This is a genomic window from Roseibium sp. RKSG952 (assembly GCF_009711355.1).
Genome location: NZ_SMMF01000901.1, coordinates 1 through 13,972, shown reverse-complemented (window position 1 = coordinate 13,972; position 13,972 = coordinate 1). Strand labels below are relative to the sequence as shown.

Here is a 13,972-nt window from a genome sequence, read left to right as displayed (position 1 = left end):
ATCATGAAAGCACTCCACACCGCCGCGACAGGCATGAAAGCGCAAGAGCGCAATGTCGAAGTCATTTCGAACAATGTCGCCAACTTGCGGACCACCGGATACAAGCGCCAGCGCGTGGATTTTCAGGACCTGCTGTATCAGAACCTGCGCCGCATGGGCACAGAGACATCGGATGCCGGCACCATTGTGCCGACCGGTGTCCAGATCGGTTCCGGCGTCAAGGTCGCCGCGACAGCCCATATCATGTCGCAGGGCTCGCTGGAGCAAACAAGCAATGAACTGGACATCGCGATCCGGGGAGAAGGGTTTTTCCAGATCGAGCTGCCCGACGGCACCACGGCCTATACCCGCGACGGTTCCTTCGAACTTGATGCCGACGGGACACTGGTGACTGTCGATGGCTATCAGGTTCTGTCGGGCATCGAGATCCCCGAAGACGGACAGGATATCACGATCTCGTCGGACGGGACGGTCCAGATCGTCGATCCGGATGGTGCGGTCGTCAATCTCGGACAGATCGAGCTTGCCCGCTTCGTCAACAAATCGGGTCTTGAAGCGGTTGGTGACAACCTGTTCCTCGAAACCGAGGCCAGCGGCGCGCCGCAAGTCGACAATCCGGGCAATGACGGCTTCGGCGATGTTCAGCAATATTTTCTCGAAATGGCCAATGTCGACGCGGTCACCGAAATCGCGGACCTGATTTCCGCCCAGCGGGCTTATGAAATGAACTCCAAGGTGATTCAGGCCGCCGACGAAATGTACTCGACCACGTCGCAACTCCGGTGAGGACAGGTGAGGTCATGAGACGTCTTCTGACACTGGCGGGCATGGTGTTTCTGGCCCTGGCGCAGCCCGCGGCTGCCACGGACACGCCGATCTTGCGTGCGGAAGTCCGTACATTCGCAGAGATTGTTACGGTTGGAGACTTTTACGCAAATGCGGGCACCTCCGCAGATGTGCCGCTTTTTCGCGCCCCGGACATGGGAACATCCGGCAAGGTCCCCGCCGACGTGGTGGCCCGCCGGGCGCTAGCCGCCGGATTGACCGGCGCGGGGACGAACGGCTTGCGCGAGGTTGAGGTTCGGCGCCTGGCGGAGACCTATGACGCCGAGCGGCTCAAGGACTTCATCCGGAAAACGCTGGCGGGACGGGATGCCTCCATTCAGCAAGACAATCTGGATGTGTCCTTCTACCGCCCGCCGTCAACCATTCACGTTGACCCGAAGGCGGATGAACCGCTCAAGGCAAGCCGCGTCCTGTGGTCTCGCAACGACGGCCGGTTCGACATTTATCTGAGTGTTCACGACCAGCACGGCGAAGACCTCGTCAACTTGCGCGGTATCGCCCGTGAAGTGGTCGAAGTCGCAGCACTGGCTCAACCCTTGCGGCGCGGCCAGATCGTCAAGGCCGAAGACCTGACAAGCGTGCGGATGGCCCGCTCCCAGGTCCCTGCCCGCGCATTGACCGATGCGACCGAACTGGTCGGACTGGCGGCGCGCAATGCCTTGCGCGCCAACGCTCCGCTCAGCCGGCAGGACTTCGAGCGTCCGGTCCTGATCGCACGCGGCGACAAACTGACCGTGACCTATTTCATGCCGGGCATGAAACTGACCACCCGCGGGCAGGCCATGGAGGATGGAGCCGAGGGCGACACGATTGATGTCATGAACCTGCAGTCACGCAGGATCGTTCCGGCAATCGTCCTTTCGCGCGGCCAGGTTCGCGTTCAACTCAACGCACCGGTGGTTGCCAGCCTGAACCAGGGGATCAACTGATGTTGGCCAGGAAGCAAAAGACTGTTCTTGCAAGTTTGGCACTGGCAACACTCGTCAGCGCCTGCGGAACCGCCGACCGGCTTTCGCAGGTCGGCAAACAGCCCGCCCTGAACGCGATCCAGGATCCAACCACAACGGCGGGTTACCGGCCGGTTCAGATGCCCATGCCCGAACCGGTCAAGGCGCATTACAATCCGAACTCGCTCTGGCGGTCCGGGAACCGGGCCTTCTTCGAAGACCAGCGCGCAAGCCAGATCGGCGACATTTTGACCGTGCTCGTGACGATCACGGATGAAGCCCAGATCGACAACAAGACGGAACGCAGCCGGAGCGACACCAGCTCGACCGGAACGGGCGGCGCGCTTGGCACCGCGATCGATACGGTTTTCCTCCCGGCAGGCATGGCGGCCAGCAACCTGGCATCGGTCGATACCAACATGGAGTTCGAGGGCGAAGGCAGCGTCGACCGTGCGGAAACCCTGAGAACCAGCGTTGCCGCCGTTGTTCTGCAAGTCCTGCCGAACGGCAACATGGTCATCGAAGGCCGGCAAGAAGTGCGCGTGAACTTCGAAGTTCGCGAACTGATTGTCGCCGGCATTGTCCGCCCGGAAGACATCACCTCCGACAACACGATTGCAAGCGAGAAGATCGCAGAAGCCCGGATCGGTTACGGCGGACGCGGTCAGATCACCGATGTGCAACAGCAACGCGTCGGCAATCAGGTTCTGGATATTCTTCTGCCCTTCTGATCCCCGATATCCGGTCTCCCCGCTGGCCAGACGTTTTCGACATTCGGCCAGCAGACACGGAACGGGCACGGTGGTCGCTCCCCGAACACCGTGCCCGTTTCCTTTTGAAACCGGCGCCATCCCTTCCAGGCCTCGCCCAATACAAAAAATGCCTCCCGGACGAGGTCGCGAGAGGCATGAAGTCAACCGTTACTTGAAAGACAAAGACGATCAGTCGTCGCGGTAAACCTTCTCCCGGCGCTCATGTGCCTCCTGAGCCTCGATCGACAGGGTCGCAATCGGACGGGCTTCCAGGCGGCGCAGGGAAATCGGTTCGCCTGTTTCCTCACAATACCCGTAGCTGCCATCCGAAATCCGCTCGAGAGCAGCGTCGATTTTGGAAATCAACTTGCGCTGGCGGTCACGAGCCCGCAGTTCGATCGACCGGTCGGTTTCCGAAGAGGCCCGATCGGCAAAATCTGGGTGGTTCTGGCTTTCCTCTTGAAGGGTTGTAAGGGTTTCCTTGCTCTCCTTCAGAATGTCATCTTTCCATTGCAGCAGTTTGTTTTTGAAATACTCCCGCTGCCTGTCATTCATGAACGGCTCGTCTTCTGTGGGTCGATAGTCAGACTCGAGTTCAACCGTCATCGATAGCTCCGGATTACCGTTATGCCGGGCGCACTATATCCTCGTCGCCCCGAACCCACAACGGTGCATTTTTCGAAATTGTAAGCACATTTTTGTTATACATTACAATTGGTTGCCAATTTTTGTGCACTTATCCAACGAAATGAAAGCAACCATGCGTCACCTTCAGCGGGAGAATCGGCCCAACTTGGCGAGTTCGACTTTGACGCGCAGCTCAATCTCTTTCAGAACAGAATCAATCCCCGGGTCGCCGCTTTGAACCCCGGCATCTACCGTCTCCGCCAGCAACTCCAGCCGATCCTCCGGAACATGTCCCGCCAGCAGGTCGGCCCGCAACCATTCGAGATTGTCCAGAAGGCCATGACCATGGCGCATGGCCGCTTCGCTGCGCCGGGCACTGGTGTCCACTTCCTGAAGCGCGAGCAATGCATCCATGCCCTGAATACCGCCTGCCGCAGACACCGACTGGGCGGTTGTCTCGTCGCCAGCCGTCTCCGGCTGGAATGTCTGGCTTGAACCGGATGTCTGTTTTTTCGCTCTCCGGGCCTGCAAACCCGAGACGGGATTATTGTTGTTTATGCGCATGTTTGTGATCCGTGCCATCTGTACGAACCGGTCCATGCCGGCCTGCCATATTGCGCCAGACTACCGGAGCCTGCGCTTCCGGGCAATTATTGCCGATTAACAGCAATCCTATATGAGCATTTTTCCGGGCCCGGCAAGCATGCCGCGTCCATCAAAACCCAAACAACCTTGTGAAACCGCAGCATCCGCACAAAACTTGAAGTGCAGTAAACTGGCACGGTATTCGCTTAGTGATACTCAAATGTCAGGGGCCGATTGCGCTGCGATCCAGTTGCGCCGGTGAAATCATTACGGGAAAAGAGATGGGCACAAAAACTGTGATATCGGATCGCACCATCAGGCGGTTGATGGCAGGCTTCCTGTTGATCACGCTTCTGCTGCTGTCCGTTCCATCTGCTCTGGCAGCCTCCCGAATCAAGGACATTGCAGACTTTGAAGGCATTCGTGAAAACCAGCTGATCGGATACGGGCTGGTTGTCGGCCTGAACGGAACGGGCGACGCCCTGCGCGATGCCCCCTTCACCCGGCAAAGCCTTCAAGCCATGCTGGAACGGCTTGGCGTCAATACACGGGATGTCGACCTCGACACCGATACGGTTGCCGCCGTGATGGTCACGGCAAACCTGCCGCCGTTTTCCACACAAGGGACGCGGATCGACGTCAATGTCAGCGCCCTTGGAAACGCTGAATCCCTGCAAGGAGGCACGCTCCTGGTCACGCCGCTTGTCGGCGCGGACGGTGAGGTTTACGCGATCGCGCAGGGGTCGGTTGCCATCGGCGGATTTTCGGCGCAGGGCGATGCCGCGACAGTCACACGCGGCGTTCCCACGTCCGGACGCATTGCCAATGGCGCCCTGGTCGAGCGTGAGGTCGAATTCAAGCTGGCCTCAATGACAAGCGTCCGCCTTGCCTTGCGCAATCCCGATCTGACCACGGCCCGGCGCGTTGCACTGTCCATCAACGAACTGATCGGGCTGCCGACCGCAGAACCCATGGACCCTGCCACTGTCCGCATAGACCTGCCACGACGCTTTGAAGGGAACATTGTCGACCTCCTCACCGATATCGAGCAACTCATTGTCGAGCCGGATCTGGCTGCCCGCGTTGTGATCGACGAGAATTCCGGGATCATCGTGATGGGCCAGGACGTCAAGGTTTCCATGGTGGCAGTGGCACAGGGCAACCTGACCGTCACGATCACGGAGACCCCGCAGGTGTCTCAACCGCTCCCGTTTTCCGATGGCCAGACTGTTGTTGTTCCGCGCACGGATATCAACGTCAATGACGATCCCGATGCCAAACTTGCAATTGTTCCGGATACCGTGACCCTGAAGCAGCTGGTCGACGGGCTCAACGCGCTTGGAATTGGCCCGCGAGACATGATTTCCATCCTGCAGGCGATCAAGGCCTCAGGGGCGCTTCAGGCCGAAATCGAGGTGCTGTGATGCTTGAAAGCCCGCAATCACTGACCCAGCAAAAGAACCCTCACGACGCCTTGTCCGGGGTCGACCGGTCCAACCGGACTGCTGTTCGCGAAGCTGCCGAGGAGTTCGAAGCCGTGTTCCTGCACAACATGCTGCAGAACATGTTTACCGGCCTGGAAGAAGGCGGCACATGGGGGAGCGGCCATGGCGCGGAAGCGTGGCAGGGGCTGCTTGTAAACGAATACGCAAAATCAATTGCGGCTTCCGGAGGCATCGGCCTTGCGGATCATGTCGAGCGGGAGTTGCTCGCGCTTCAGGAGGTCGGATGATGTCCAGCAAAGCCGCCGGTAATGATCTGCCCTTTTCGACGGATCGCCCGGGCAGCCAGCAAGAGGCCGAGCAATTCTGTCAGGCTCTCACCACAACCATGGGTGCCCTGCTGGCGATCATCAAACAGGAAACCGAACTGGTCCGGGCCGGTAATCTGATCGCGGCAGGCAGTCTGCAACCGGACAAGGCACGCCTCATTCATGAATACACACGCGGTATGCTTTGCGCGCGAAACCACGCTGTTGTTCTCGGCAACCTGGCTCCGGTCCGCGTTCAGGCCTTGCGGCGCCAGCACAACGATTTTCAACCGATCCTGCGCCTCAATCTGGCCGTTCTGTCAACTGCCAGGGAAGTCTCCAGTTCCGTGATGGAAGCCGCCTCCAGAGCATCGGAGCAGGTACGGTAGTCTGATACGACCGGCCACAACAGGAACTCCCGCACAGACCCGCTCCGCAATTGCCTCTGACACCGAAAATAGCGCAGTTCAAGGTTTCTGCTGTGTTTTCACATGCATTGATCAAGCATTGCAGACAGCATCGGCGCGCATTAGCAGTTGAGTTGGCGAACAAAAACCTGTAACTTTTCATAATAGTAGAATCGTGCGTTTGGAATACCCTTCACCAACACGGGCGATAGGACCGCCCGGGAGGATGATGCAATGGATGTGGGAATGGCCCGTCCGGCCTTGCCGTCATACACGGCGATCACGCCGGTGGCGAAAGCCTTGGACCGGATTGAACCGGCCGCTGCAACCGAATTGCCGGCCAGTCAAACCGTTTCACCAATGGAAGACCTTGAGGCAAGCAACCGGGCTGCGGATGATGCGGCCCGGCGTATTCTCCAGATTGCCCGTGATCTGTCTCTGGATCGCAACAACAAGCTCGATCCGGAAAGCCGCAGCGTCATATATGTCGCAACAGACAGTGAAACCGGCGAAATCGTTCGCCAGATTCCTACCGAAACAGTTCGTAAATTAAGAGCTTATTCGGTTCAGCAGCAGGAACTGGACAGCAGTCTGCACACCCAGCCACTGGAGCGTACCGCCTAGAAACAGGGAGCGGTGCCACCGCCAACATGCACTGTTTCCTGGTCGCTGTTTGCAAACCGGACGTCATACGTTGGTTGTCCGGGAGCGGACCGGGGCCTTATTGTGCGTTGCTGCCGTCGGGAGTGCAGTTCGGCATTCCCGTATCTTTATAGAAAATTGCCCCCACCCACCTTTAGCGTGTGCCGGATCTGGCGAGAGCCGGCCGGATCAATAACGCCTCCGTTCGTTGGAAGGGAGCGTTTCCGGCACCTTGATGTTACTTTGACGTAATGGCGTCTTGCGCAGACCCGGAACGATCCCTAGTCTCTGCGCGGTTTACACTGGAGAGAAATTGGTCCATGCGGTTTGAAGGAACTGACAGTTACATTGCAACGGAAGATCTTCGCATTGCCGTGAATGCGGCGGTCGCGCTTGAACGCCCCCTTCTCGTGAAAGGGGAACCGGGCACCGGAAAGACAGTACTTGCGCAACAGGTCGCGGCCGCTCTCGAAACACCGCTGATCGAATGGCACGTCAAGTCGACCACCAAGGCGCAACAGGGCCTTTACGAGTATGACGCCGTCTCCCGGTTGCGCGACAGCCAGCTTGGTGACGAACGGGTCAAGGACATCAACAACTACATCCGCAAGGGCAAGCTTTGGGAAGCCTTCGCCGCGCCCCACCGGCCTGTTCTCCTGATCGACGAGATCGACAAGGCCGATATCGAGTTTCCGAACGACCTGCTGCTCGAACTCGACCGGATGGAGTTCCACGTCTACGAGACCGGCGAAACGGTCAAGGCCCGGCAACGGCCCGTGGTGATCATCACATCGAACAATGAAAAGGATCTGCCCGACGCGTTCCTGCGCCGCTGCTTCTTCCATTTCATCAAGTTCCCGGATGCCGAGACCATGACTGAGATCGTGGAAGTGCACTTCCCCGGCCTCAAGCCCCGGCTGCTGAGAGAAGCCTTGTCGCTGTTCTATCAGGTCCGTGACGTCCCGGGCCTCAAGAAAAAGCCCTCCACGTCCGAACTGATCGACTGGATCAAGCTTCTGGTCAATGAGGACGTCGATGCGGAAACGCTGCGCCAGTCCGACGCCAAGAAACTGATTCCGCCACTTCACGGCGCGCTTTTGAAAAACGAGCAGGATGTGCACTTGTTCGAGCGCCTGGCGTTCATGGCCCGCCGCGAACGCGGTTGACCGGGGTTTCGAACGGATGCAGCGCCGGGGTTTTTCCGCAATCACAGTCAAGGCTGGCCGCCGGGCAGCGCTGTGCGCTGCTCTCCTTCTTGCGCCAATGCTGCCTGCCGAAGTCAACGGCCAGTCCCTTTCGCACGAGGTTGCGGTCGGCTGGGTCCCGGATCTCAGGGGCTTGAGACACTTTTCAGGGCTGCGATGCCCGGACACCATCGGCTCCGCCTCCAGAACGAAGGTTCTGGCTGCGGATATGGGCCGCATGGCGGGATGTGTCTACGCTGCGCGAGGCGATATGACCGCCGTGTTGCGCCAGCACAGGCCCGGCACCGGTCACGCCGTCGCCCGCGAGCATCTGAAGGCCTACCGGCTTGCAGGTTTTGAAAAAGTGGACAAGACCGGGATTGCTGCGGGTGGCATTTCCTTTAAGACACGGCCCTGGAACCAAGAAGAACCGCGCTGCGAAACCCTGTGGTACTTTGAAGGCGCGAATGCCGATTATTCCTTGTGGCTGTCCTACCCGGCGCCGGAACGGGAAGATGATCTTGTGTGGCTCGTCAACGGCTTTCGCCACGCCCTCGCAGCCTTGCAGTAATGACCTGCGCCAGCAGCAAGGAAACCAGAAAACACCCGGAGACCCGCCGTGTTACAGCTGATGCTTCTCAGACATGCAAAATCGGACTGGAGCGATGCGCGGCTGCACGATATCGACCGCCCTTTGAACGCGCGCGGACAAAGGGCTGCGCGCCTGATGGCAGCCTATCTCAGGGAACACCGGCTTCACCCGGATCTTATTCTGTGTTCTTCGGCACAGCGGACCCGAGAAACCCTTGCACCACTCAACCTGGCTTTCCGCCATGAACACCGCATCGACATCCGGCAGGATCTTTATGACGGCCATTTGAGCGGCAGCTATCTGCCGATCATCAGGTCATCGGGACACAGCGCCGGCAGCCTTCTGGTCATCGGCCACAATTCGGCAACCGAACAGACGGCCCTCGACTTGGCAGGTGCCGGAGACCCCGCGCTGAAACGGGACATGCAGGTCAGGTTTCCAACCGCGGCCCTGGCCGTTTTCGAGTTTGACATCAAGCGCTGGGATCAGGTCACACCCGGCAGCGGACATCTGTCCCGTTTCGTCAAGCCGCGCGACCTGCCGGACAACGGATCAGGCCCTGAGTGATTTTCAGCGTTTGCACATCCGGAGCGCGACGCCTACATGTCCGGCGGAGGCATGACATTGAATTCTTTTAATGCACTAACGGACGAGGCCCGGCTGGTCCTCGCCAACATCACGGGTGCGGCCTCGGATCTTGCGGTTCCGAGCCTCAGGTTGGGGGTCACCGGGCTGGCCCGGGCAGGAAAAACCGTATTTATCACCGCGCTGGTGCACAATCTTCTGCATGGCGGCCGGTTGCCGGTGTTTGGCGCCGCAGCGGGAGGCCGCCTGTCCGGCGCAACCCTGCAACCGCAGCCCGACGATGCGGTGCCCCGTTTCGAGTACGAAAGCCACGTGGCGGCCCTCGTCCATGAACGGGTCTGGCCGCAATCCACCCGGCAGGTGTCCGAGTTGAGGCTGACACTGGATTTTGAAAGCGCGCATTTTTTCTCCCGCAAGTTCGGGCGCGGCAAGATCCATATCGACCTGATCGACTATCCCGGCGAATGGCTGCTGGACCTGCCGCTTCTCGCCAAGGAGTTTCGCGATTTCTCGGCCGATGCCCTGCAACTCGCCCGCGCGCCGAACCGGTCCGGCCTCGCCGCCCCCTATCTCGAAGCCCTTGCCGAGATTGATCCGGAAGCCCCGGAGAACGAACAGGATGCGCAAACGCTCGCCAAGGCCTTCAAGACCTATCTGGCCGCCTGCAGATCCGATGCGCATGCCTTGTCGATGCTGCCGCCGGGGCGGTTTCTGATGCCCGGCGATCTGGACGGCTCTCCGGCGCTCACCTTCGCGCCGCTCGACATACCAGCCGGCGCGCAACCGGCCCGGACAGGCACGCTCCGCGCGATGATGGAACGGCGCTTTGAGTCCTACAAGACGCACGTGATCCGGCCGTTCTTCCGGGACCACTTTGCCCGGCTCGACCGGCAGATCGTGCTGGTCGATGTGCTTCATGCCATCAATGCGGGCCCGGACGCGCTTAAGGATCTGGAGATCGCGCTCGGCGAAGTGCTGACATCGTTCCGGCCCGGCAAACGGACGTGGCTCTCGTCGGTCCTCACAAGGCGGATCGACCGGATCCTGTTTGCCGCAACCAAGGCCGATCACCTCAATCGCGAGGACCACGACCGGCTGGAAGCCGTCCTGAAACACCTCGTTGCAGGCGGCATTGATTATGCCGAGTTCAGGGGAGCCAAGGTGGATGTGCTGGCCATGGCAGCGGTCCGGGCGACCCGGGAGGCCACGGTCAGGCATCGCGGCGAGGACCTGCCCGCAATCCTCGGCACGCCTTTGCCGGGTGAACGGGTCAATGGCGACGAATATGACGGACACACCGAAATCGCCATGTTCCCGGGGGATCTGCCCGCAGACCCGGAGAGCCTGTTTTCAAAGCGAGCGGGCGAGTACGATCCCGGTGACAAGGCTCTGCAATTCCTGCGGTTCCGCCCTCCCCGGCTGGACACGACGGCGGAAGGCCTGACCTTGTCGCTGCCCCATATCCGGCTCGACCGGGCCCTGGAATTCTTGATGGGAGACAGGCTCGCATGACCGGCCACACCCCCACGACCGGCACGCCGAAACGCAAACCTGCCGCGTTCCGGCTGGATGATGACAGCGTCCGCCTGAGCGACGGCTCTTCAGCCGAACCGCTTCACAACGAAGCTGTTGTCAGTGAAGGTCCCGATCCGTTTGCGACCGAAACAGTATCTGCTCCGGCAGCCCCCAAGAAAGCCTTCGGCTTCGGCAAATGGCTCGCGGCCGGTCTTGGAGGGCTGGTCAGTCTGGCCTTCGGCCTTGCCATTGATTCGCTGATCCGCGATCTCTTCAACCGCACCGACTGGCTGGGCTACCTCGGCCTTGCGCTGACCGCCATAGCCGTTTTCGGGCTGATCGGCCTTGTCACCCGCGAGGTTCTGGCGCTTGGCCGTCTGGCCAAGATCGACCACTTGCGCGAAGGTTTGCAGGAAGCCGCCGACACGGATGATGCCAAGGCTGCCCGCACGCATCTGAACGGGCTTGTCAGTCTCTATCAGGACCGGCCGGAAACCGCGCGCGGACGCCGGGATCTTGCCGGTCACATGCGCGAAGTGATTGATGGCCGGGATCTGGTTCTGCTTGCCGAGCGTGACCTGCTCAGCCCACTCGACCAGGAAGCCCGCCGGATTGTCATGAACAGCGCCAAGCGCGTTTCGGTGGTCACGGCGGTAAGCCCGCGCGCCCTTGTCGATCTGCTGATGGTCCTGTTTGAAAACATGCGCATCATCCGGCGCCTGTCCGCCCTTTATGGTGGACGGCCCGGCACCATCGGCTTCCTGCGGCTTGCAAAACATGTGGCCACCCATCTGGCCGTCACCGGCGGCATGGCGGCAGGCGACAGCATCGCCTCGCAGGTTCTGGGCCATGGTCTGGCCGCCCGGCTCTCGGCGCGGCTCGGAGAAGGTGTGATCAACGGGATTTTGACGGCCCGGATCGGCATTGCCGCCATCTCCGTCTGCCGCCCCGCCCCGTTCATCGGCTCCAGCGGCCCGACCGTGTCCGACTTCATGAGCGAACTGGTGAAGTCGGCGGAAAAACAGGACTGACCCCCATTTCGTCGGGTACATTCAGCCGCGACATTCTGCGCCATACATGCTTCTTAGACTGAAGCGCCAATCCATCAGGAAAGCCTTCAGGCGCTTCATGAGCCCTTGCCTTCAGTGACATCCCAGAGATTTTGAGACAAGGGCTCTGCCTGCCGAAGGGCGTTTTCAATCCCTTGTTGCTCCACCAATCATAACGTGCCCAATATTGGTGCAGCGCCGCAGTTCTTCTCGGTAGCGTTCCCCCGGTCGGCTGCGCGCACCAAATCCCCAAACCAAATCACAAGATGCGCCAAAGCCACATTCGATTCCAAAGGCAATTTAAGCGCTTACCCCCTTCAATTTGTGGTTGCTTACTGACTGGCTAATAGATAATTTTCGAAACAAATCACCTACCTATTAATGCAACTTCCAGAAAATTAACTCTGGAAGTTGATTTCACAGAGCCAAAGCCATTGTCCAAGATTGCCTTTTCCAAAACTGCCAAGCCACATTTTCTGATGAAAGGCTTGGCCCTTTCACTGCTGAGCACAGTCAGCGCCCTGGCCGTTTCACAACCCGTTTTTTCTGCCGGTTTCACCGTCGAAACCGGTTCCTTTGTAACATCTAGGAAAGTTCTTACCGAACCCGGTGATGAAGGAAGAGTCGACCAAGGAGGGGAGATTTTTACATCTTGGTGGTATTATAATGGCTCATCGCAAGCGGTAACGCTTCTAGCGGAAGAGCAAAGTTTGCTCAATGATGGAAGCATCGGAAATTTTAGCTATTACTCTACTACAATCGCCAATTACGGCGATAACTCGTTCATTCAGAACAAGGGATCAGTGTCTGCAACGGGTATCTACGCCGCCAGTGCCATCGTCAATCATGGCAATGATGTAACACTCAGCAACACATCATCAATCTCCTCAACCACAAATTCAAATTCATATTTTTATTATGATAGTAACTCTATTGCAAACTATGGAGATGATTTCACCTTTAAAAACTCAGGAGCCATCACCCTGGATACAAATAATGGTGTAGCTCTATACAATAACGCTAATAACTTTCACTTTACAAACTCCGGAACCTTGTCGAATTCGGAAGATCAAAACATTGCAGCGTACCTCCTCGGCGAAAATACTGATTTTATAAACAGCGGCAGCGTAAACGGTAATGTGATTATTTATGGTAACAACGCTTCATTTCAGAACGCTGGTACGCTTTTCGGCAACGAGACCCGCCTGCCATCCGCATCCGAAGTCGCTTCGCTCAGGGTAGCAGGAAATGGTGCCCAGATTTCCAACTCCGGCGAACTAGGCCAGACTAGCGATTTAGGCTATGGGATCTTTATTTCCGGAGATGCCGCATATCTTGAAAACGATGGCAGCATTCATTCGGCGGGAATTGGATCTGACGCAATCCGAATTAACGGAACAAACGGACACATTTCCAACTCCGGCGAAATCCTGACATATGGATTGGAGGGCATTGGCGTCCACTATAGTGACTATTCATCAGGCTTGTTTTCGTTACACAACTCCGGAATGATCTCGACTTCCGCCTATGGAGCTTATGGGGTTCTTGCCCGCAGCCCCACAAGCGAAATTTACAATAGCGGGGAATTATCCACCAGCGGGGAGGCCGCATTTGCGATTGCCCTCAGCGGTGAAACGGCAAATCTTACCAACACCGGAACAATTTCCACATCCGGGAACGAAGCTAACGCCACTGACTATTCCTCCAGTTCCAATGGCGAGTTTGATTTATCCAACAGCGGAACAATTTTCACCGCTGGTAAGGGTGCGCGAGCCATCACAACAAACGTGTTTTCCGGACCGGTCCGAGTTACGAATTCCGGAACGATTTCAACAGCTGGCGACGGCTCAACCGCAATCTACAATGAAAGCGAAACATTCGCTTTCGAGAATTCCGGCGTCGTCTCCACTGGCGGCAACCATGCCCATGGGCTACAGATCGACTACACGCAAGCCGAGATCGACAACAGCGGAACGATTGCGACCGCAGGTGAACTGTCAGCTGCGATTTTGGTGGACGCGTACTCCGATGCAATGATCACCAATTCCGGCTCGCTGGTTGCCGACGGCGATGAAAGTGGTGTCATAATCTCGAATTTCGGCACCACCATCGAACTGGAAAACACCGGCAACATTGTCGCTGGCGGCGCGGATTCGCAGGCGATCCTGAGCGGGTCTGACATGACGTCCATCGTCAATAACGGGACGATCACGGCAAACGGACGCGGCTCCTACGGCATTGGCATTGACGGCGAGATCGCAAGGGTTACGAATTCCGGGACGATTGTCGCACTCGGGGAAGACGGCACAGCAATCGTTATTGAGAGCACCGGCGCCTCGCTTGTGAATTCCGGCACGATCAACGGGACCGACGGTGTCGAGATCATTGGAAATGACGCAGAGGTCGCAAACTCCGGGCTGTTGCAGGCAACCGGGGCCGAAGGCAGCGCGCTTCGCATCTCCGGCGACAATGCCAGCCTGACCAACACCGG

At 58.4% G+C, this 13,972-nt stretch carries 15 protein-coding genes; 13 read left to right on the top strand and 2 right to left on the bottom strand.

Translation table 11 applies throughout. The features are described 5' to 3' along the window. Positions 1–3: 3 nt before the first annotated feature. The 3 genes from flgG to flgH are packed head-to-tail and all read left to right on the top strand — an operon-like array spanning position 4 to position 2,524. Positions 4–786 (top strand): flagellar basal-body rod protein FlgG, encoded by a 783-nt coding sequence (gene flgG, locus E1297_RS16620; protein ID WP_155140186.1) that lies wholly within the window; start codon positions 4–6, stop codon positions 784–786. A gap of 14 nt (positions 787–800) precedes the next feature. Then, on the top strand, positions 801–1,775 hold the full coding sequence (gene flgA, locus E1297_RS16615) for a flagellar basal body P-ring formation chaperone FlgA (RefSeq protein ID WP_155140184.1): 975 nt from the start codon (positions 801–803) through the stop codon (positions 1,773–1,775). Next, entirely contained in the window at positions 1,775–2,524 is a 750-nt protein-coding gene (gene flgH / locus E1297_RS16610) for a flagellar basal body L-ring protein FlgH (RefSeq protein ID WP_155140182.1), read from the top strand. The genes flgA and flgH overlap by 1 nt, the downstream gene beginning before the upstream one ends. Before the next feature lie 210 nt (positions 2,525–2,734). On the opposite strand, the gene dksA is transcribed toward flgH, so the two are convergent. Further along, complete coding sequence (gene dksA / locus E1297_RS16605) at positions 2,735–3,151, bottom strand: RNA polymerase-binding protein DksA (protein ID WP_155140180.1); 417 nt, start codon at positions 3,149–3,151, stop codon at positions 2,735–2,737. 165 nt (positions 3,152–3,316) lie between these two features. Further along, positions 3,317–3,772, bottom strand: a complete 456-nt coding sequence (locus tag E1297_RS16600) for a flagellar assembly protein FliX (protein ID WP_209015820.1) — start codon at positions 3,770–3,772, stop codon at positions 3,317–3,319. 311 nt (positions 3,773–4,083) lie between these two features. Between E1297_RS16600 and E1297_RS16595 the strand changes: the two genes are divergently transcribed. The 10 genes from E1297_RS16595 to E1297_RS16550 form a co-directional block, all read left to right on the top strand. Further along, a complete protein-coding gene (locus tag E1297_RS16595; protein WP_155140228.1) occupies positions 4,084–5,181 on the top strand; it encodes a flagellar basal body P-ring protein FlgI in 1,098 nt (365 codons plus the stop codon). Next, positions 5,181–5,489 carry a rod-binding protein gene (locus E1297_RS16590; protein ID WP_155140178.1) on the top strand — a complete coding sequence of 103 codons (309 nt, stop codon included), beginning with the start codon at positions 5,181–5,183 and terminating at the stop codon, positions 5,487–5,489. The genes E1297_RS16595 and E1297_RS16590 overlap by 1 nt, the downstream gene beginning before the upstream one ends. After that, positions 5,489–5,896 (top strand): hypothetical protein, encoded by a 408-nt coding sequence (locus E1297_RS16585; protein WP_209015819.1) that lies wholly within the window; start codon positions 5,489–5,491, stop codon positions 5,894–5,896. Before E1297_RS16590 ends, E1297_RS16585 begins: the two co-directional genes overlap by 1 nt. A gap of 252 nt (positions 5,897–6,148) precedes the next feature. Further along, positions 6,149–6,538 carry a hypothetical protein gene (locus E1297_RS16580; RefSeq protein WP_155140174.1) on the top strand — a complete coding sequence of 130 codons (390 nt, stop codon included), beginning with the start codon at positions 6,149–6,151 and terminating at the stop codon, positions 6,536–6,538. A 338-nt stretch (positions 6,539–6,876) separates the two neighbouring features. Further along, on the top strand, positions 6,877–7,722 hold the full coding sequence (locus E1297_RS16575; protein WP_155140172.1) for a MoxR family ATPase: 846 nt from the start codon (positions 6,877–6,879) through the stop codon (positions 7,720–7,722). A gap of 16 nt (positions 7,723–7,738) precedes the next feature. Further along, complete coding sequence (locus E1297_RS16570; RefSeq protein ID WP_155140170.1) at positions 7,739–8,311, top strand: hypothetical protein; 573 nt, start codon at positions 7,739–7,741, stop codon at positions 8,309–8,311. Positions 8,312–8,359: 48 nt separating this feature from the next. After that, positions 8,360–8,899, top strand: coding sequence for a histidine phosphatase family protein (locus tag E1297_RS16565; protein ID WP_209015818.1), 540 nt, complete (start codon positions 8,360–8,362; stop codon positions 8,897–8,899). Positions 8,900–8,950: 51 nt separating this feature from the next. After that, entirely contained in the window at positions 8,951–10,429 is a 1,479-nt protein-coding gene (locus E1297_RS16560) for a YcjX family protein (protein WP_155140168.1), read from the top strand. After that, a complete protein-coding gene (locus E1297_RS16555; protein ID WP_155140166.1) occupies positions 10,426–11,463 on the top strand; it encodes a YcjF family protein in 1,038 nt (345 codons plus the stop codon). The genes E1297_RS16560 and E1297_RS16555 overlap by 4 nt, the downstream gene beginning before the upstream one ends. A 452-nt stretch (positions 11,464–11,915) precedes the next feature. Further along, the coding region (locus tag E1297_RS16550; protein ID WP_155140164.1) for a hypothetical protein at positions 11,916–13,972 on the top strand (2,057 nt) is incomplete at its 3' end.